This is a genomic window from Pseudomonas sp. TH21 (genome assembly GCF_016651025.1).
GTDB classification, from domain to species: Bacteria; Pseudomonadota; Gammaproteobacteria; order Pseudomonadales; family Pseudomonadaceae; genus Aquipseudomonas; species Aquipseudomonas aylmerensis.
Window position 1 is genome coordinate 4,891,427 of the sequence record NZ_JAEKEQ010000001.1, and the last position, 19,336, is coordinate 4,910,762.

The window sequence follows — 19,336 nt, forward strand, 5'->3', positions numbered from 1 at the left end:
AATGGCACACAATCCCTGTGTGACGGCGTTCCAAAGGGGTTTATCAGCGTTTAGCGACTGGGTTTCGCTCAGTAACGGTGCACGTAAATCCTGTACACAATCATTGGTGCACTCGATGTGCACACAGGTATCCCACGGTGCAGCAGGCCGCCGTCAGGAAGGTGCCCCACGCCATGTCCATGATCGCAAGAGCGGCCGACCAGCCGTGCAGCGTGGCCCAATTGCTCAGGTCATAGGTGCCGTAGGCGACCAGCCCAAGCAAGGCGCCAAGGCGCGCGGCGCGTTGCCAGCTGGCGCTGGGCAAGACCACGAAGACGACACAACCGAGGGCATAAAGGAGGTAAAACAGCACCGCGGGCAACAGGCGCGGCTGATCAAGCATCAGCGGGCCCAGCAAGGATTTGTAGGTCGGGCCCATCAGGACGCCGAGCCAAAGACCGTCAAGGACGAGAAACGCGAACAACGTGCCGAGGTAGGCGAACAGCGATCGTTTGGACATTGCAGTGACCTTCTGTAGGCGCTGGCTGGCCAGCGACGGCGTGTGAGGAAACACCTTAAAGGCCACTGGCCTCATCGCCGGCAAGCCGGCGCCTACAGGAGAGCAAATTGCACTCAGCTTAGTTCAATGCGATCCGCATGAATCACGATCTGGCCCTGCTTGTAGAGCGCACCGATGGCTTTCTTGAAGTTGCCCTTGCTCACGCCGAACAAGTTGCTGATCACCGCCGGGTCGCTCTTGTCGCTGACCGGCAGGGTGCCATTGTTTTCACGCAACTTGGCGAGGATCTTGGAGTTGAGGCTGGACGCCGCTTCCTGGCCGACCGGCTGCAGGCTCAGGCTGATGTTGCCATCGGCGCGGATCTCTTTGATAAAGCCTTTCTCTTCCTTGCCAGGGCGCAGGAACTTGAACACTTCGTTCTTGTGGATCAAGCCCCAATGCTTGTTGTTGATGATCGCCTTGAAGCCCATGTCGGTGGCTTCTGCGACCAGCAGGTCGACTTCCTGGCCCACCTGGTAGTTGGCAGGCGTCTTGTCGAGGTAGCGATCAAGCCGCGCGGTGGCGGTAATGCGCTTGGTGTGCTTGTCGAGATAAACATGCACCACGCAGTATTCACCGGCGCTCAACTGGCGTTTTTCTTCCGAATACGGCAGCAACAGATCCTTGGGCAAGCCCCAGTCGAGGAACACGCCGATACTGTTGACTTCAACAACTTTCAAACTGGCAAACTCGCCAACTTGAACTTTGGGTTTTTCGGTCGTGGCGATAAGTTTGTCATCGCTGTCCAGATAAATGAAAACATTAAGCCAGTCTTCATCTTCACTGGGAATATCTTTGGGGATGTACCGATTAGGCAAGAGGATTTCACCGTCTTGCGCACCGTCCAGGTACAAACCGAAGTTCGTGTGTTTAACCACTTGCAAGCTGTTGTAGCGCCCGACTAAAGCCATTTCCAAATACCCTCATTGCGTGGGCGGCATTCTACCCGAGTTGCGCTCGCCACGCGCGCGCGCCTGAAAAATCGCGACGTGCGTGGCGTTCTACTGGCACCGCCCCGCTCGTCCGATCATTCGGCTGAATTTCGGCGCGCCCGTCACGCCTCACAGCCCACTGGTTTCCAGTTAAAACAGTAAGTTAGGGGGTTAATTCAAAAACCAAGTTTGCGCATTTCCCGCCTCACGACTTATTCCCGGGGGATATTTGCCAAGCAATTGTCAAGTATTTCCTGTACGATGCCTGGCCAAGTTAATTTTCTACAGGTTAGTGGCCGCCATGCGCGTAAAAGCATCCAACAGCAAAGCAAAGCCAGCTCCCGCCGTTGAAACCAGCGAATCGATCAACAGCCAGATTGCTGCTTTCCTCAAGTCCGGTGGCGAAATCCAGCAAATTGCCAAGGGCGTCAGCGGCCAGACTTTCGGCCCGTCCAAGCAGATCAGCCTGGGTAAAAAGTAACACCGCGCAACACACCTGGTCCCTAAGCGCCTTGCCATCAAGGCGCTAGGACTAGAGCCGCAAATTCCCTCTTAAACACACTCTATCTCGCGCCAATCGACGAACGGGGCTCAGCTCCTGGCATTCGCCGGTATGCTTGCACACGTCTAGCACGGGCATCTCCCCGACTTTCTTCGTCACTGCTCCTCGCTTTTCACGGAGTGAAGCATGTTCAAACCCTGCATTTTCCTGGTCGCAGCCCTGGCCGCCAGCCCCCTCGCCGAAGCGCAGATCTTCCAGCGCGAACTGGGCGACTTCGACCTCAAATTGGGCACCACACCTACCCGCAGCATGGCACAGGGCCTGGTCAAGCCGACTTCTCCCGGCAGCGACTCGTTCCACGGCGGGCTGGACCTGAGCCACGACAGCGGACTGTATGTCGGCCAGTTTTCGCCGAACATGGGACTGTCCTCGACCAGCAATCTTGAGGTCGACTCGTACATGGGCTTCAAACACCCCTTCGACCAGACCCTGGGTTATGAAGTGGGCCTGATCCATTACAGCTATCCCAAGCTCAGCCCTCTCGACAGCCAGGAGTTCTACGGTGGCCTGAACCTGCTGGGCAACCGCTTCGGTGCGTCGTTCAGCAATGATCCGGACCGCCAGGACAGCACGCTGTTCGCCGACCTCGGCGGCACGCAGCCGTTCGGCATCGGTGTGAGCATGAAATACACCACCCATCAGTTGGGCACCCCGGTCTCGGTGGAGGGCGGCTCCATCAGCACGTTCAGCGACTGGTCGGTGCAGTTCTCCCGCCAGTGGATGGGCGTGGACCTGAACCTGATCTACAGCGACTCCAGCCTCAGCGGCGGCGACTGCTCGGCGTACTCCGGACACAACTCGCAATGCGACGGCCTGTTGACCTTGAAGGCCGCGCGGTCGTTTTATTGACGGGCTGAACTGTCGCGCCTGCCGCGGGTTCACATGCACTAACCCCCTCAGCGCAAGGACCCGCCCATGCTGCGTCGGCTCAAACTACTGGTGATATTGCTGACCCTGAGCCTGGTGCTCGCCGGCTGCAATCGCGTGGGCCTGGCCTATCGCAACCTCGACGTCATCATCCCGTGGACCCTCAACGACTACCTGGACATGAATGCCGGGCAGAAGAGCTGGTTCAACGACAAACTCAAGGAACACCTGGCCTGGCACTGCACCACGCAACTGCCGGGCTACCTGGATTGGCTGGACCGCCTGCAGCAGATGGTCGACACCAACCAGGTCACCGACGCTGCTTTACAGACGCGTACCGCCGAAGCCAAACAGGCCATTGCCGATGTCGCCCGCGAGATTACCCCGTCGGCCATCGAACTGCTCAAGGGGCTGGACGACCAACAGGTCAAGGACATGAACGATGCGCTGGCCAAAGACCTGCGCAAGCGTCAGGACGAGTACCTCAAGCCGCCGCTTGAGCAGCAGATCAAGGAACGCGCCCAACGCATGAGCAAGCGCCTGGACGCCTGGATGGGCCCGCTGAGTGCCAGCCAGCAGAATCGCGTGACCGCCTGGTCCATCGCCCTGGGTGAACAAAACCAGGAATGGATCGGCAACCGCGCGCATTGGCAGGCGCAATTTATCGAAGCGGTGAAGCAGCGCCAGAGCCCCGACTTCCCGCAGAAAATGCAGCAACTGCTGGTAGATCGCGAAAGCCTGTGGACCCCGCAATACCGCGCGGCCTATGCCCAGACCGAAGCGGCTGCGCGCAGTTTGATCGTCGACTTGATGGCTGAGAGCACCGTGCAGCAGCGACTGAAACTGACGCAAAAAATCGACGGCGTGCGCAGTGACTTCAAGGCACTCAAATGCCTGAAGGGTGCTGCGAACTAGAAATGTGGCAGCGGGTTTGCTCGCGAAGGCCGTGGATCAGCCAGCATCTTCGTTGACTGACACACCGTATTCGCGGGCAAGCCCGCTCCCACAGGGAGAGAGGCGTGATCCACGCCTGCGGTGCAAGGTCCGACTATTCCAGCCACGCCACCAAACCCCAGGCTTCACCGCGATCAAAAATGTGGGAGCGGGCTTGCCCGCGAAGGCGGTGGATCAGCCAGCATCTTCGTTGACTGACACACCGTATTCGCGAGCAAGCCCGCTCCCACAGGGAGAGAGGCGTTGTCCATGCCTGCGATGCAAGGCCCGACTATTCCAGCCACGCCGCCAGATCCCCGGCTTCACCGCGATCAAAAATGTGGGAGCGGGCTTGCTCGCGAAGGCGGTGGATCAGCCAGCATCTTCGTTGACTGACACACCGTATTCGCGGGCAAGCCCGCTCCCACAGGGAGAGAGGCGTTGTCTACGCCTGCGGTGCAAGGTCCGACTATTCCAGCCACGCCGCCAGATCCCCGGCTTCACCGCGATCAAAAATGTGGGAGCGGGCTTGCCCGCGAAGGCGGTGGATCAGCCAGCATATTCGTTGACTGACACACCTCTTTCGAGGACAAATCCGCACGTTGGCCGCTCAGGCAATCTGGGCCTTCGAAGCCACCTCGGCAAACGTTGCCGGGTCCAGCGCATCCGCTTGCTCATCGAGCACCTGGCGCGGGTGATCATTGCCAGGTATCGAGCTGTCGATCAGCGCCAGCAGTTGCGCGCCGAGCGCGGTCAGGATGAAATTCTCACCATTGCCGCCCTCCTCCTCAGGCCGCGACTCAATAAACCCTCGCTTGAACAGCAGCGCTTCGTAATCGGCAGCGGTCTTTTTCAGCGCATCCAGATTGCCCGTGGATTCGCCCGCCGTGGCCTTCTCGGCGGCTTCCTGCTCGGCATATTTGCGCGGGGCAAAGCTGCCTTCGCCGTTCTGCACTTCATGCAGCAGACGTTCGATCAAATCCCAGTTGTAAGTCGTCATCCTGATTCCTCCTGCAGGCCTAAGGAAAGTAGCCCGTCTAAAGGTGTGACACGCCACGCCACTCGCCGTTCAGCCGACCGGACGGACGTGATTTCTCTGAACTTTCCAGACGTTCGCCCCCTCAACTGAGCATAACGCCAAGGAGGTCCCCCATGAAAACCCTGATGAACCTGGCCATCGCCGCCACGCTCCTGACCGCCCTGCCCGCCTGGGCCTGCACGCCCGAAGAGGCCACCGCCAAGCGCGAGCAACTCGCCCAGGAAGTGGCCAAGCTCACCGAGCAGAACCCCACCAAGGCCAAGGAAATGAATGATGAATTGCAAAAAATGAACCTGGACACGGAAAGCGCGGAGTTCCCCGACAAGTGCCAGCTGATCGACGCCCGCTTGAAAGAATTGAAGGAAGCCGCCGCCAAGGCGAAAAACTGAAGGCATAAAAAAACCGGACATTGTCCGGTTTTTTCATATCAGCCCTGAATCACTCAGCAGCCGGTGCTTCTGGCTTGCGGCGCTTAAGGGGTGCCATGCCGTCCTTGCTGACCAACGACAGGTTGTCGGTCTTCGGGCGGTTGGCAATCTTGCGCTTGGTCGGCGACTTGGCACCGGCCTTTTTCTTGTCGCCCTTGGCGTCGGTCTTTTTCTTCTTCACGCCCACGGCCTTGCCCGACGCCTTGACCTTCTTCGGCCCGGTGTAGGTGCCTTTGACTTCCTTGATGGTACGGCGCTCGAACGACTGCTTGAGGTAGCGCTCGATGCTCGACATCAGGTTCCAGTCGCCGTGGCAGATCAGCGAGATCGCCAGGCCATCGTTGCCGGCACGCCCGGTACGGCCAATACGGTGCACGTACTCGTCGCCGCTGCGGGGCATGTCGAAGTTGATGACCATATCCAGGCCGTCCACGTCCAGGCCGCGAGCGGCGACATCGGTGGCCACCAGGATCTTCACGCCACCGGCCTTCAGGCGGTCGATGGCCAGCTTGCGGTCTTTCTGGTCTTTTTCGCCGTGCAGCACGAATGCTTTGTAATCCTGGGCCACCAGGCGACCGTAGATACGGTCGGCCGCTGCACGGGTGTTGGTGAACACAATGGCTTTCTGGTAGGTCTCGTTGGCCAGCAGCCAGTTGAGAATCTGCTCTTTGTGCACATTGTGGTCGGCGGTGACGATCTGCTGGCGCGTGGTCGCGTTCAGGTCACTGACGTTGTTGACTTGCAGATGCTCAGGATTGTTCAGGACCTTGGCGACCATGTCGCGCAGGGTCGAACCGCCGGTGGTGGCGGAAAACAGCATGGTCTGCTGGCGGTTGACGCATTCGCCGACCAGACGCTGCACGTCGTCGGCAAAGCCCATGTCGAGCATGCGGTCGGCTTCGTCGAGTACCAGCACTTCGACTTCCTTGAGGTCGAGATTGCCGGCATTCAGTTGCTCGATCATGCGGCCCGGGGTGCCGATCAAGATGTCCGGCACCTTGCGCAGCATGGCGGCCTGGACCTTGAAGTCTTCGCCACCGGTGATCAGGCCGGACTTGATGAAGGTGAACTGCGAGAAGCGTTCCACTTCCTTCAAGGTCTGCTGGGCCAGCTCGCGGGTTGGCAGCAGGATCAGGGTCTTGATGCTGACGCGGACTTTGGCCGGGCCGATCAGACGGTGAAGAATCGGCAGGACGAAAGCGGCGGTCTTGCCACTCCCGGTTTGAGCCGTCACCCGCAGGTCACGCCCTTCGAGCGCGAGCGGGATGGCCGCTGCTTGCACAGGCGTAGGCTCGACAAATTTAAGCTCGGCCACGGCTTTGAGCAGGCGTTCGTGCAGGGCGAATTGGGAAAACACGGGTGCTACCTCGAAGAAATACAAAAAATCAGCTGCATAGGGTACCGGTTTCGGGCGTCCAAACCGAGTGTCTTTACGCGAACGGTGCTAATCAGCTGCTTTTTTGTCAGGGCATTTGTCCGGAACATCAACTTTGTTGCACTTAAATGCTCTAATCGCCTCGTCTTGTCTTACAGAAGAATCGGTTTCACCCATGGATATCAAACAGCTCTGGCTCAACGCCCAGGACCTCTGGGGCGCCCTCGATCAACACCCGCTGCTGCACGCCAGCCTGGGCTTGCTGGTGTTGCTGGTAGTGGCGCTGCTGCTCGGACGGGTGGCGCGCTACCTCATCCTCCACGCCGTCAAATTGCTCGGCCGGCAGCCGGCGCTGCACTGGCTCAACGACCTGCGGCACAACAAAGTCTTTCACCGCCTGGCGCAGATGACGCCGTCGCTGGTGATCCAGTTCGGCCTGTACCTGGTGCCGGACCTGAGCAAGACCGCCATCCTGTTCATCGGCAACGTGGCCCTGGCGCTGACCATCCTGTTCATGGTGCTGGCGATCAGCGCGCTGCTCAGTGCACTGCTGGACATCTACGCGCGCACCGAACACGCCCGCACCCGCTCGATCAAGGGCTACGTGCAACTGGCGAAAATGGTGCTGTTCGTGTTCGGCGCAATCATCATCGTCGCCACCCTGATCGACCGCTCGCCGCTGTTGCTGCTGTCGGGCCTGGGTGCGATGTCGGCGGTGATCCTGTTGGTGTACAAGGACACGCTGCTGTCGTTCGTCGCCAGCGTGCAACTGACCAGCAACGACATGCTGCGCGTCGGCGACTGGATCGAAATGCCTCAGGTCGGCGCCGACGGTGACGTGGTGGACATCACCCTGCACACGGTCAAGGTGCAGAACTTCGACAAGACCATCGTCTCGATTCCCACCTGGCGCCTGATGTCCGAGTCGTTCAAGAACTGGCGCGGCATGCAGGCTTCCGGCGGGCGGCGGATCAAGCGCAGCTTGTTTATCGACGCCAGCGGCGTGCGCTTCCTGCGTGACGATGAAGAACTGCGCATGACCCAGGTGCACCTGCTCACCGACTACATCGGGCGCAAGCAAGCTGAACTCAAGGCCTGGAACGAAGCCCAGGGCAACAGCGCGCAACTGTCGGCCAACCGCCGCCGCATGACCAACCTCGGCACCTTTCGCGCCTACGCCCTGGCCTATCTGAAAAGCCACCCGGACATCCAGCCGAACATGACCTGCATGGTTCGCCAGATGCAGACCACCGCCCAGGGCGTGCCGCTGGAGATCTACTGCTTTACCCGCACCACCGCGTGGGCGGATTACGAGCGGATCCAGGGGGATATCTTCGATTACCTGCTGGCCGTGCTGCCGGAGTTTGGCTTGAGCCTGTATCAACAGCCGAGTGGCAGTGATTTGCGCGCGGGGATGTTGCCGGCGGTGCTGGGGGCCAGCCATTTGCCGGCCCCGGAAAGTCGCGCGATTTAAACCACGGAGCGGTTGGGCGGCTTTACGCCCAACCGACTGATCCACACCGCCCCCACGATCACCAGCCCGCCCAACGCCAGCCGTCCCAGCGGCTCATGCTGGTTCCAGATCAGCAAATTCAGCAGCAGGCCCACCGGCACATGGAGGTTGTTCATCACCGCCAGGGTGCCGCCCTGCACCAGGCAGGCGCCCTTGTTCCACCAGTACATGCCCAGCGCAGTGCTGACCAACCCGAGGAACACCAGCACGCCCCACTGCAGCGGCGCGTCGGGGAGGAAGTCGGCTTTGCCGAACAGCAGGAATGCCGGCAGCACTACCAGCAGCGCCCCCACGTAGAAATAACCGAAACGTCGGTAGTGCGGCAGATCGCTCGGATAACGCGCCACCAGGTGCTTGTACATCACCTGCCCGGCGGCGTAGGTGAAGTTGGCCAATTGCAGCAGCAAAAAACCCATGAGGAAGTGCGGCGTGATCTGGTCGAAACGAATCACCGCCGCGCCCGCTACCGCCACCAGCGCGGCGATCAGCGCCCAGGGATTGAAGCGGCGGTTGAGGGCGTCTTCGATCAGGGTCACATGCAGCGGCGTAAGGATGGTGAACAGCAGCACCTCCGGCACCGTCAGCACGCGAAAGCTCAGGTACAGGCACACGTAGGTCACGCCAAACTGCAAGGCGCCGATCAGCAGCATGCCGCGCATGAAGGCCGGCTCCACCGAGCGCCAGCGGGTCAGTGGGATAAACACCAGCCCGGCCAGCACCACGCGCACCAGCACCGCGAAGTAGCTGTCGACGTGACCGGCGAGGTATTCGCCGATCAAGCTGAAGGAAAAAGCCTGAATCAGGGTGACAACCAGTAGATAGCCCATGCGCGCCTCGTTTCGAATGGGCGGGACATTAAAGGTTTTCGGCGCTTGACGAAACTCGAGGCAAAAAAAACCCGACCTCGCTAAAGCGTCAGTCGGGCAGGAGCACTCAGGAGCAAAAGTGCAAAGGGAGGTTCGTTACGCGTACTTGAAGGGTTTGCGTGGCACTAGATAAACACCGCGCGATTATCTGGCGATTAACGGATCAGGCCACCTGTGCCAACAAGGCCTTGGCGTGGTTGATGCCCTTTTCCTGGAAGTCCCCGCTCAGGTTCACTCCTTCGGCGTGGATGAAGGTCACGTCGTGAATCCCGATAAACGCCATGACCTGGCGCAGGTACGGTTCCTGGTGATCGGAGCTGGCGCCGGTGTGGATGCCGCCGCGAGCGGTCAACACTATCGCGCGCTTGCCGGTGAGCAAACCCTGCGGGCCGGTAGCGGTGTACTTGAAGGTCACACCGGCGCGCAACACGTGGTCCAGCCAGGCCTTGAGGGTGCTTGGGATGGCGAAGTTGTACATCGGCGCAGCCATCACCAGCACATCGGCGGCGAGTAATTCGTGGGTCAATTCATCGGAGCGGTCGAGCGACACCTGCTCATCGTCGTTGCGCTGCTCGGCAGGCTTCATCCAGCCGCCGAGCAGGTTGGCGTCCAGGTGCGGAACCGGGTTAAGGGCCACGTCGCGCACGGTGATCTGGTCTGCCGGATGGGCGGCCTGCCATTGGCTGATGAACTGGCGGGTCAGTTGGCGGGAAATCGAATCCTGCTGGCGAGCGCTGCTTTCGATGATCAGAACATTGGACATGGCTTCGTAGGCTCCATCTGTAAATGCTGTAAGGCGATGGAGAAAAGGTTAACCAGGGCTCATTCGATTAAAAAGCGCAAAAAACTGCTATAACCCATCTATAAATTTGTTTATATGTGCAGTGTTCCTGTCGACCTGCTCTGCTGCTTTATTTCGGCGCACAGTCCAAGGCGATTCGCATCTTGATAATGGCGCGGTTGAACTTGACCGTGGTGTTGGTGCTTTTGCCGGCGGGCACCGTCACCGTACGGCGACGTGGGGACTCCGGACCGTTGGTGAAGGTTACCGAACACACGGCATCCTGGGTGCCGTAGTTATTGAGCTGGATCGAGCTGATGTCGCCGTCCACATCGGAAGCGGTGTAATCGATTTGTACCCCACTGATCTTTTTAGTCACGTCGATGGGGTAGGCAAACGCGGTCATCGGCAGCAGTGCCAGCAACACGCAACAGAATTTTCTCATTCGGCAGTCTCCAATAAGGACTGTCAGCTTAGGACAAGAGGAGCCCATCTTGAAAGCGCCCCGCGTTACCCTCGATCAATGGCGCACGCTGCAAGCCGTGGTCGACCACGGCGGCTTCGCCCAGGCGGCTGAAGCGCTGCACCGTTCGCAGTCCTCGGTGAGCTATACCGTGGCCCGCATGCAAGACCAACTCGGCGTGCCCTTGCTGCGCATCGATGGGCGCAAGGCGGTGCTCACCGACGCCGGAGAAGTGCTGTTGCGCCGCTCCCGGCAACTGGTGAAAAACGCCAGCCAATTGGAAGACCTCGCCCATCATATGGAACAGGGCTGGGAGGCCGAGGTCCGCCTGGTGGTGGACGCTGCCTACCCCAACGCGCGCCTGGTGCGTGCCCTCACCGCCTTTATGCCGCAGAGTCGCGGTTGCCGCGTGCGACTGCGCGAAGAGGTGCTGTCGGGCGTTGAAGAACTGTTGCTCGATGGCATGGCCGACCTGGCCATCAGTGGGTTCATCATCCCGGGTTACCTGGGCACGGAAATGAGCGACGTGGAATTCATCGCCGTGGCTCACCCCGATCACCCCCTGCATCGGCTCAACCGCGAACTGAGCTTCCAGGACCTCGAAAGCCAGATGCAGGTGGTGATCCGCGATTCCGGCCGCCAGCAACCGCGGGATGTAGGTTGGCTCGGCGCCGAACAGCGCTGGACCGTCGGCAGCCTGGCCACCGCCGCCACGTTCGTCAGCAGCGGCCTGGGCTTTGCCTGGTTGCCCCGCCACCTGATCGAGCGCGAGCTCAAGGAAGGCCTGCTCAAGCAACTGCCCCTGGAAAAGGGCGGGAGCCGCAACCCGACGTTCTATCTCTACTCGAACAAAGACAAACCCTTGGGCCCGGCCACGCAGATCCTCGTGGAACTGCTGCGCACCTTTGACACTGCGCCGCTGGACGCACCGTTCGCGGCCCCCCAGCAAGCCTGAAACGGAGTTCACCCATGGCCTGGTTCGAACATGAAGGATGCAACCTGCACTACGCGCAATACGGTCGCGGCAGCCCGCTGATCCTGATCCACGGCCTGGGCTCCAGCAGCCAGGATTGGGAGCTGCAGGTCCCGGTGCTGGCCCGCCACTATCGGCTGATCGTGGTGGATGTACGTGGCCACGGCCGATCGGACAAACCCCGCGAGCGCTACAGCATCCAGGGCTTCACCAACGACCTGCTCGCGCTCATCGAGCATCTGGACCTGCCCGCCGCGCACGTGGTGGGGCTGTCCATGGGTGGCATGATCGCGTTTCAACTTGCGGTGGACGAACCCGCACGGGTCAAGAGCCTGTGCATCGTCAACAGCGCGCCCGAGGTCAAGGTGCGCAGTCTCCAGGAATACGGGTGGTGGGCCAAGCGCTGGACGCTCGCCCGGGTGCTCAGCCTCGCGACCATCGGCAAGGCCCTCGGCGACCGGTTGTTCCCCAAGCCGGAACAGGCCGACCTGCGGCGCAAGATGGCCGAACGCTGGGCAAAAAACGACAAACGTGCTTATCTCGCCAGCTTCGATGCGATTGTGGGCTGGGGCGTACAGGAACGACTTTCGAGAATTACCTGTCCAACCCTGGTCATCAGCGCCGACCACGACTACACCCCCGTGGCGCACAAAGAAAACTATGTAAAACTGCTGCCCGATGCGCGGCTGGTGGTGATCGAAGATTCACGCCATGCCACGCCCTTGGATAAACCCGAAGTCTTTAATACCACCCTGCTCGATTTTCTAGAGACAGTCGAAACCACTACCCAGGATCACTGACCCATGCTGAAAAAAATCGCCTTCTTTGCCGGTTCCGTTCTGTTCGCTGCCAACCTGATGGCCGCCGAGCCCGCCAAGGCGCCTCACGTGCTGATCACCACCACCAACGGCGAGATTGAAATCGAACTGGACCCGGTCAAGGCGCCGATCAGTACCAAGAACTTCCTGGCCTATGTCGACAAGGGCTTCTACACCAACACGATTTTCCACCGTGTGATCCCGGGCTTCATGGTCCAGGGTGGCGGCTTTACCCAGTCGATGTCGCAGAAGCCGACCGAAGCACCGATCAAGAACGAAGCCAGCAACGGCCTGCATAACGTGCGTGGCACCTTGTCCATGGCGCGTACCAATGACCCGAACTCGGCCACCAGCCAGTTCTTCATCAACGTGGCCGACAATGCCTTCCTCGACCCAGGCCGCGATGCCGGTTACGCCGTATTCGCCAAAGTGGTCAAGGGCATGGACGTGGTCGACATCATCGTCAACTCGCAGACCACCACCAAACAAGGCATGCAGAACGTGCCAATCGATCCTGTCCTGATCAAGTCGGCCAAGCGCATCGACTGAGGTCTGCAGGTAGTTCCGCGCGCGGCCCACGAGGCGGCGCGCGCATTTGAACAGGAGAGCCCGCCAGGCGGGCGTCAACCTAATGCTCTATCGTCGTTTTGAAAAGCTGATCGATATTTTCCGCGACGCGCCCAGCGCCGCCCCTCCCGATAAAGTCCTGCCCTTCTACCTCTACTACCTGCGCCAGGTGTGGCCGAGTTTTGCCGCATTGCTGGTGGTGGGCCTGATCGGTGCGCTGATCGAAGTCGCGCTGTTCAGCTACCTGAGCCGCATCATCGACCTGGCCCAAGGCACGCCGCCGGCGAACTTCTTCCAGCTGCACAGCACCGAGCTGATCTGGATGGCCGTGGTCGCCCTGCTGCTGCGCCCGATCTTCGGCGCCCTGCATGACCTGCTGGTACACCAGACCATCAGCCCGGGCATGACCAGCCTGATTCGCTGGCAGAACCATAGCTATGTGCTCAAGCAGAGCCTGAATTTCTTCCAGAACGACTTCGCCGGGCGCATCGCCCAGCGCATCATGCAGACCGGCAATTCCCTGCGCGACTCCGCCGTGGCGGCGGTCGATGCGATCTGGCACGTGGCGATCTACGCCATCAGCTCCCTGGTGCTGTTTGCCGAGGCCGACTGGCGCCTGATGATCCCGCTGGTGACGTGGATCATCGGCTACAGCCTGGCGCTGCGCTACTTCGTGCCACGGGTGAAGGAACGCTCGGTGATCTCGTCCGAGGCGCGCTCCAAGTTGATGGGCCGCATCGTCGACGGCTACACCAACATCACCACCTTGAAGCTGTTCGCGCACACTCAATACGAGCAGGAATACGCCAAGGAAGCGATCATCGAGCAGACCGAAAAAACCCAGCTGGCCAGCCGCGTAGTCACCAGCATGGACGTGGTGATCACCACCATGAACGGCCTGCTGATCGTCACCACCACCGGCCTGGCCCTGTGGCTGTGGACCCAGTCGCTGATCTCCGTGGGCGCCATCGCCCTGGCCACCGGCCTGGTGATTCGGATCGTCAACATGTCCGGTTGGATCATGTGGGTGGTCAACGGTATTTTCGAAAACATCGGCATGGTGCAGGACGGCCTGAAGACCATCGCCCAGCCGCTCGCCGTAATCGACCGTGACCAGGCCCCGCGCCTGAGCGTGCCGCACGGCGAAGTGCGCTTCGAGCAGGTGGATTTCCACTACGGCAAGAAGAGCGGGATCATTGGCGGCCTGAACCTGACCATCAAGGCCGGGGAGAAAATCGGCTTGATCGGCCCTTCCGGCGCGGGCAAATCGACCCTGGTCAACCTGCTGCTGCGCCTGTACGACCTGCAAGGCGGGCGCATCCTGATCGATGGCCAGGACATCGCCGAGGTGGCCCAGGAAACCCTGCGCGAACAGATCGGCATGATCACCCAGGACACCTCGCTGCTGCACCGCTCGATCCGCGACAACCTGCGGTATGGCAAGCCGGACGCCACCGATGAAGAACTCTGGGCCGCCGTGCGCAAGGCGCGGGCTGATGAATTCATCCCGCTGCTGTCCGACTCCGAAGGCCGCACCGGGCTGGATGCACATGTGGGTGAGCGCGGGGTCAAACTCTCGGGCGGACAACGCCAGCGCATTGCGATTGCGCGCGTGTTGCTCAAGGATGCGCCGATTCTGATCATGGACGAAGCCACCTCAGCGCTCGACTCGGAAGTGGAAGCGGCGATCCAGGAAAGCCTGGAGACCCTGATGCAGGGCAAGACGGTGATTGCGATTGCGCACCGGTTGTCGACCATCGCGCGCATGGACCGCCTGGTGGTGCTGGAGAAAGGCCAGATTGCCGAAAGTGGCAGCCATGCCGAACTGCTGGCCCATGGCGGCTTGTATGCGCGGTTGTGGCAGCACCAGACCGGCGGTTTTGTCGGCATCGACTGAGACAACACCGTTAACTCCCCGTAGTAGCCGGCTTGCCGGCGATGAGGCCCAAAAGATCACCGAGGTGTTTGAGGGCGCCATCACCGGCAAGCCGACTCCAGGTTAAAACGGCGCCAGCCCTTTGTTTCAAAGGGCTGGCGCTTTTTTTTGCGCCTGGATTTGTGCCGTATCCGTGCTGTACTTCAGAGCAGTGCCCAGACGGGCGCTGAAGTAAATCTGCAGGGAGCATCACTGATTTACGGATTGGGTAGAGCGATCTATCAAGGACGGGTTGCATGTCTTTGTTCAAGCGTTCAGTCACAGAGGGGTTAGGTACGTTTTGGCTGGTGTTGGGCGGTTGCGGAAGTGCGGTGTTGGCCGCAGCGTTTCCTGCAGTCGGGATCGGATTGTTGGGGGTGGCCCTGGCGTTCGGGCTCACGGTGCTGACCATGGCAGTCGCCATCGGGCACATCAGTGGTTGTCACCTCAACCCGGCGGTCTCGGTGGGGCTGGTCGTGGGCGGAAGATTTCCGGCCAGGGAGTTACCGGCGTACATCGTGGCTCAAGTCATTGGCGGCACACTCGCCGCCGCCTTGCTGTATTTCATTGCCAGCGGCAAACCGGGGTTTGAACTCGCGTCGGGCCTGGCCTCCAATGGCTATGGCGAGCATTCGCCGGGCGGCTATTCAATGGCAGCGGGGTTTGTCTGTGAGCTGGTGATGACAGCCATGTTCCTGCTGATCATCCTCGGCGCCACCGACCATCGCGCGCCCAAGGGCCTCGCGCCCATCGCCATTGGCCTGGCCTTGACCTTGATCCACCTGATCTCCATCCCCGTGACCAACACCTCGGTCAACCCGGCCCGCAGTACGGGCCCGGCGCTGATCGTGGGCGGGTGGGCGATCCAGCAGTTGTGGATGTTCTGGCTCGCGCCATTGCTGGGTGCGGCGATAGCCGGCGTGGCCTATCGATGGCTGGGCAAGGAGGAGCCGGCTTAAGGCAAACCGGTCAGCCCTGCCGATACGGCAGGGCTGCCCTTGCTTCTTCGGCATACGCCAGGATTCCCACCTGTTCGCGTGCCAGGAAGTCCGCCACCGCATTCTTCAACCCCGGATGACGCAAGTAGTGCCATGAGCGGGTAATCACCGGCTCGAACCCGCGAATCAGCTTGTGCTCGCCCTGGGCGCCGGCGTCGAAGCGTTGCAGGCCGTGGGCAATGGCGTAGTCCATGCCCTGGTAGAAACAGGTTTCGAAATGCAGTCGATCAAACTCGGCCAGGCAGCCCCAGTAGCGGCCGTAGAAGCTGTCGCCACCGATCAGGCTGAAGGCCATGGCGACCGGGCGACTACCTTGCTTGGCCAGCACCACTCGGATCGCCTCGGGCATGCGTTCGGCCAGCAGGCTGAAAAACGCGCGGGTCAGGTAGGGCGATTGGCGGCGTACCGCGTAGGTATTGGCGTAGCAGGCGTAGACAAAATCCCATTGCGCTTCGCTCAGCTCATGGCCTTGCAGCCACTCGAAATCGATGCCCTGCCCCGCCACCTGTTCGCGTTCTTTGCGCATCTGTTTGCGCTTGCGCGAACTGAGCGCGTCGAGGAAATCCTGGAAGTCGCGGTAGCCACGGTTCTGCCAGTGAAATTGGCACCCCAGGCGCTGCAACCAGCCGGGTTGGCGGGCCAGCGCATCATCGGCCAACGCGTCGGTGAAGTTGATATGGGCGCTGGAAAGGCCCTCGATTTCCAGGTAGCCCGGGAGGCTGTTGAGCAGCTCGAACCCGTCCTCGGCATTGGCCGCCAGCAGGCGCGGCCCGCTGACCGGACTGAACGGCACGGCCGTCAACAGCTTGGGGTAATAGTCGATGCCCGCCCGCTCACAGGCATCCGCCCAGCCGTGGTCGAACACGTACTCGCCATAGGAATGCCACTTGCGATAACTGGGCAAGGCCGCCACCAGCCGATCGCCCTCCCAGTGCAACAGGTGCTCCGGTTGCCAGCCCGATTGCGGGCCCAGGCTTGCGCTGTCTTCCAGCGCGCTGAGGAAAGCGTGTCGCACGAAAGGTTGGGCCTGCGGCACCAGTGCATCCCAAACCTGCGGGGCGATTTCGGACAGGCTGTCCAGGCGTTGCAACGGCATCGGCATCCTCACTACGTCATGGCGTGAAAGCCTCGCGAGTATCGCTTATCGCCGAGCCCAGCACACCCTCAAATCGCCGGACAAGGCTCTAAACCGATAGTTCCATTCTTAAATAATTTGTCATCTAGATGACATCACTTCGCCACTGTTGCGTCATAAACGATCGTGATACTGACGCCTGTTTTTAGAGCGCCTGGTTCTAACAGGTGGTTATTTTTCCGTCCGTCATCGGTCGGTTGTGTCCTGGATGGTTTGCCATCCCTCCTCACTTTCGGAGATTGATATGCGTCTTGCTTCCACTAAAACTGCGGCGGTCCTGTGCGGCGGCCTGTTACTGGCCCTGAGCGTTCCGGCCAGCGCTGCAGTCGACGCTAAATTGCTCGACATGCTCAAGGCCAATGGCCAGATCACTGCGGCGCAGTACACCGAGCTGCAAGCGGAACTGGCCAAGGATCAGAAAGAAAAGCAGATCGCACAGCAAGCTCAACAAGAGACCAACGAACAGATCGCGGCCACCGCGAAAAAAACCAACGACCTCAGCGTGTTCGACCAGAAGCTGGCCTGGGCCGCCAAGACTCAGCTCAAGGGTGATGTGCGTTTCCGCCAGGAAACCGTCAAGATCGACGGCACCCCCAACAACGGTGGCAAGGACAAGGATCGCCAGCGCATCCGTGCCCGCCTGGGCGCCTATACCGAAATCAACTCGCAGGTCGACACCGGTATCCGTATCGCCACCGGCAACAGCGAAGACGCGCGCTCCACCAACCAGGACCTGGACAGCTACTTCAACAAGAAGTCGCTGTGGCTGGACCTCGGCTACATCGACTATCACCCGGACCAGATCAAGAACCTGCACGTGATTGGCGGCAAGATGCTGCAACCCTGGGTCAGCATGGGCGACGTGATCTGGGACAGCGATGTCAACCCGGAAGGCCTGGCGGTGACCTACAAATACCCATTGGGCACCAGCGCCGAGCTGTTCGGCAGCCTGGGTAACTACACCCTCAAGGACAACGTCAACGGCGAAGGCGTGCAATTTCGCAATGACCTGCGCATGACGGCCGGCCAGTTGGGCTCGCGTTTCTCCCTCACCGACAACCTGAAAGTCACCCTGGGTGGCAGCGTCTACGCTTTTCAGAACGACCAGGACAGCCGCTGCCCCACCGCTGGCTCGACTCAATGCCTGACGCCGGCCGAAACCATTGCCAACACCGCAGCCGGCAATGCCAGCGAGTACCGTTTGTATGAAGGCTTCAGCCAAGTCGATATCGGCGGCCTGGCCGTACCGTTGTCGTTCTACGGTCAATACGTGAAGAACAACGAAGCCACTCAAAAAGATCAGGACACTGCCTGGTTGCTGGGTGCCAAGTCCAAGGTGTTCGGCTTCAACCTGGACTACAACTACCGCGACGTACAGCGCTACGCAGTGGTCGGCGCCTTCACCGACTCCGATTTCGCCGGCGGCTTCACCGGTGCGCGCGGTCACAAGTTCAAGGTCGGCTACGACATCGACAAGAACTTCGCCATCGGCGCCACGTACTTCCTGACCAAGGCCGATTACGCCAGCGCCCCGGGCTACCGCGACGCGAACGCCAACACCCTGCAACTGGATGCAGAAGCCAAGTTCTAAGTGTCAGCGTTGAACGCCTTGGGCCAGGACGGCCCGAGGTGGCTGTAACAGTCTTGCGTGGGCGGGGAGATCCCCATCATCCGTTCGCCCCACCCACGCGAGCCTGCCTATTCCTCGCCTTTCTGATCCTTGAGTCGCTCGTCAGCCAGGCGCTGCGCCAAGGCATCCACATCTTTTACCGGCGCTTGCGGCATGATCTTCAGCGTCGCCTGCATCAGGCGCATCTGACGGATGAACCGTCGGCAGTTCGGGCAGAACATCAAGTGATGACGCACCAGCAGACGCTCGCGAAAGGTCAATTGCCCATCGAGATAGTCACTGGACCGCGCCACTTGCTCTTTACAGGTCAACATTCGCCCGTTTCCTCAAAATGCTCCACCGTGGCGAAGACTTTAAGCCGTGCTCGATGCAACAGCACACGGACATTGGAGAGCGAGAGTGTCAGAAGATTACAGATCTCTTCCAACTCCAGGCCCTGGCGTTCGCGCAATACCAGCACGCTGCTTTGCAAATCAGACAGGTTCAGCAACGTATGCTCCAGGCACTTGCGCAGTTCATCCTCGGTCAGCAGCGCTTCCGGGGTGTCCTGGTGCCAGGCGTAGGGCGCGACAGCCCAGTGGCCATCATCGGGGGTAAAACGGTCGTCGCCAATGGTGCCATGGGGCGAAGGCAGATCGTCGAGCAGCACTTCCCGGCGATTCTGCTTATAGCGACCCTTGGCGGCGTTGGCCGTGATGGTCAGCAGCCAGGTCTTGAGGCTGGAGCGCCCCTCGAACCGGGACAGGTTGCGCACCACCGACAGCCAGGCGTCCTGCACCACCTCGTCGGCATGGCGCTGCCCGACAATGGCATAGGCCACCGCGCGCATCGCGCTTTGATAGGTGGTGACCAATTCCTTGTAGGCCCGCTGCTCACCCTTGAGCAAACGTTCAAGCAGGTGCGCGTCGTCCGCTGCTGCCATGTCTACCTCGATTCCACTGTGCAAACCCGCTAATGCAGCAACCAGGCCCTGGTAGGAGCTGGCTTGCCAGCGATGCAGGCA

21 protein-coding genes are annotated in these 19,336 nt (G+C 60.5%); 11 read left to right on the forward strand and 10 right to left on the reverse strand.

What is annotated here, in order from left to right; translation table 11 throughout:
* Positions 1–100: 100 nt before the first annotated feature.
* Together JFU04_RS21505 and JFU04_RS21510 are read right to left on the reverse strand one after the other, a co-directional pair.
* The gene (locus JFU04_RS21505; RefSeq protein WP_201145680.1) at positions 101–499 is read right to left on the reverse strand and encodes a DUF2177 family protein; all 399 of its coding nucleotides are present in this window, start codon (positions 497–499) and stop codon (positions 101–103) included.
* A gap of 113 nt (positions 500–612) precedes the next feature.
* Positions 613–1,449 carry a CvfB family protein gene (locus tag JFU04_RS21510; RefSeq protein WP_034099624.1) on the reverse strand — a complete coding sequence of 279 codons (837 nt, stop codon included), beginning with the start codon at positions 1,447–1,449 and terminating at the stop codon, positions 613–615.
* Positions 1,450–1,771: 322 nt separating this feature from the next.
* On the opposite strand from JFU04_RS21510, the gene JFU04_RS21515 reads away from it, so the two are divergent.
* From JFU04_RS21515 to JFU04_RS21525, 3 genes are all read left to right on the forward strand, one after another.
* Positions 1,772–1,951 (forward strand): hypothetical protein, encoded by a 180-nt coding sequence (locus tag JFU04_RS21515; protein WP_003193095.1) that lies wholly within the window; start codon positions 1,772–1,774, stop codon positions 1,949–1,951.
* A gap of 207 nt (positions 1,952–2,158) precedes the next feature.
* Positions 2,159–2,881: a TorF family putative porin gene (locus tag JFU04_RS21520; RefSeq protein ID WP_065909672.1), complete on the forward strand. Its 723-nt coding sequence runs from the start codon at positions 2,159–2,161 to the stop codon at positions 2,879–2,881.
* 66 nt (positions 2,882–2,947) lie between these two features.
* Positions 2,948–3,814, forward strand: coding sequence for a DUF6279 family lipoprotein (locus JFU04_RS21525; protein ID WP_201145681.1), 867 nt, complete (start codon positions 2,948–2,950; stop codon positions 3,812–3,814).
* 628 nt (positions 3,815–4,442) lie between these two features.
* On the opposite strand, the gene JFU04_RS21530 is transcribed toward JFU04_RS21525, so the two are convergent.
* A complete protein-coding gene (locus tag JFU04_RS21530; RefSeq protein WP_017134854.1) occupies positions 4,443–4,832 on the reverse strand; it encodes a hypothetical protein in 390 nt (129 codons plus the stop codon).
* A 152-nt stretch (positions 4,833–4,984) separates the two neighbouring features.
* Here JFU04_RS21530 and JFU04_RS21535 point away from each other — a divergent pair, with 152 nt between their 5' ends.
* Positions 4,985–5,260 (forward strand): hypothetical protein, encoded by a 276-nt coding sequence (locus JFU04_RS21535; protein WP_065909667.1) that lies wholly within the window; start codon positions 4,985–4,987, stop codon positions 5,258–5,260.
* A 49-nt stretch (positions 5,261–5,309) separates the two neighbouring features.
* On the opposite strand, the gene JFU04_RS21540 is transcribed toward JFU04_RS21535, so the two are convergent.
* Positions 5,310–6,656, reverse strand: a complete 1,347-nt coding sequence (locus tag JFU04_RS21540; RefSeq protein WP_065909664.1) for a DEAD/DEAH box helicase — start codon at positions 6,654–6,656, stop codon at positions 5,310–5,312.
* 193 nt (positions 6,657–6,849) lie between these two features.
* On the opposite strand from JFU04_RS21540, the gene JFU04_RS21545 reads away from it, so the two are divergent.
* Positions 6,850–8,148 (forward strand): mechanosensitive ion channel family protein, encoded by a 1,299-nt coding sequence (locus JFU04_RS21545; RefSeq protein WP_106802997.1) that lies wholly within the window; start codon positions 6,850–6,852, stop codon positions 8,146–8,148.
* Here JFU04_RS21545 and JFU04_RS21550 read toward each other — a convergent pair.
* The 3 genes from JFU04_RS21550 to JFU04_RS21560 form a co-directional block, all read right to left on the reverse strand.
* Entirely contained in the window at positions 8,145–9,014 is an 870-nt protein-coding gene (locus JFU04_RS21550) for a carboxylate/amino acid/amine transporter (RefSeq protein ID WP_201145682.1), read from the reverse strand. The genes JFU04_RS21545 and JFU04_RS21550 overlap by 4 nt on opposite strands.
* 202 nt (positions 9,015–9,216) lie before the next feature.
* A complete protein-coding gene (locus JFU04_RS21555) occupies positions 9,217–9,816 on the reverse strand; it encodes an FMN-dependent NADH-azoreductase (RefSeq protein WP_065909657.1) in 600 nt (199 codons plus the stop codon).
* A gap of 148 nt (positions 9,817–9,964) precedes the next feature.
* Complete coding sequence (locus JFU04_RS21560; protein ID WP_120449401.1) at positions 9,965–10,279, reverse strand: 3-phosphoglycerate kinase; 315 nt, start codon at positions 10,277–10,279, stop codon at positions 9,965–9,967.
* A 49-nt stretch (positions 10,280–10,328) separates the two neighbouring features.
* Here JFU04_RS21560 and JFU04_RS21565 point away from each other — a divergent pair, with 49 nt between their 5' ends.
* From JFU04_RS21565 to aqpZ, 5 genes are all read left to right on the forward strand, one after another.
* Positions 10,329–11,252, forward strand: a complete 924-nt coding sequence (locus JFU04_RS21565) for a LysR family transcriptional regulator (protein ID WP_065909653.1) — start codon at positions 10,329–10,331, stop codon at positions 11,250–11,252.
* 14 nt (positions 11,253–11,266) lie between these two features.
* Complete coding sequence (locus JFU04_RS21570; RefSeq protein ID WP_201145683.1) at positions 11,267–12,070, forward strand: alpha/beta fold hydrolase; 804 nt, start codon at positions 11,267–11,269, stop codon at positions 12,068–12,070.
* 3 nt (positions 12,071–12,073) lie between these two features.
* Positions 12,074–12,637 carry a peptidylprolyl isomerase gene (locus tag JFU04_RS21575; RefSeq protein WP_065909649.1) on the forward strand — a complete coding sequence of 188 codons (564 nt, stop codon included), beginning with the start codon at positions 12,074–12,076 and terminating at the stop codon, positions 12,635–12,637.
* A gap of 82 nt (positions 12,638–12,719) precedes the next feature.
* The gene (locus JFU04_RS21580) at positions 12,720–14,552 is read left to right on the forward strand and encodes an ABC transporter ATP-binding protein (RefSeq protein ID WP_065909647.1); all 1,833 of its coding nucleotides are present in this window, start codon (positions 12,720–12,722) and stop codon (positions 14,550–14,552) included.
* 275 nt (positions 14,553–14,827) lie between these two features.
* Entirely contained in the window at positions 14,828–15,529 is a 702-nt protein-coding gene (gene aqpZ / locus JFU04_RS21585; RefSeq protein ID WP_065909644.1) for an aquaporin Z, read from the forward strand.
* A gap of 10 nt (positions 15,530–15,539) precedes the next feature.
* Here aqpZ and JFU04_RS21590 read toward each other — a convergent pair whose 3' ends face one another.
* Positions 15,540–16,664: a GNAT family N-acetyltransferase gene (locus tag JFU04_RS21590; RefSeq protein WP_120450794.1), complete on the reverse strand. Its 1,125-nt coding sequence runs from the start codon at positions 16,662–16,664 to the stop codon at positions 15,540–15,542.
* A 283-nt stretch (positions 16,665–16,947) separates the two neighbouring features.
* Here JFU04_RS21590 and JFU04_RS21595 point away from each other — a divergent pair, with 283 nt between their 5' ends.
* Complete coding sequence (locus JFU04_RS21595; protein WP_065909643.1) at positions 16,948–18,294, forward strand: putative porin; 1,347 nt, start codon at positions 16,948–16,950, stop codon at positions 18,292–18,294.
* 107 nt (positions 18,295–18,401) lie between these two features.
* On the opposite strand, the gene JFU04_RS21600 is transcribed toward JFU04_RS21595, so the two are convergent.
* Positions 18,402–18,647: a zf-HC2 domain-containing protein gene (locus tag JFU04_RS21600; protein ID WP_201145684.1), complete on the reverse strand. Its 246-nt coding sequence runs from the start codon at positions 18,645–18,647 to the stop codon at positions 18,402–18,404.
* Positions 18,641–19,255: an RNA polymerase sigma factor gene (locus JFU04_RS21605; protein WP_106802992.1), complete on the reverse strand. Its 615-nt coding sequence runs from the start codon at positions 19,253–19,255 to the stop codon at positions 18,641–18,643. Before JFU04_RS21605 ends, JFU04_RS21600 begins: the two co-directional genes overlap by 7 nt.
* Between the last annotated feature and the right edge of the window lie 81 nt (positions 19,256–19,336).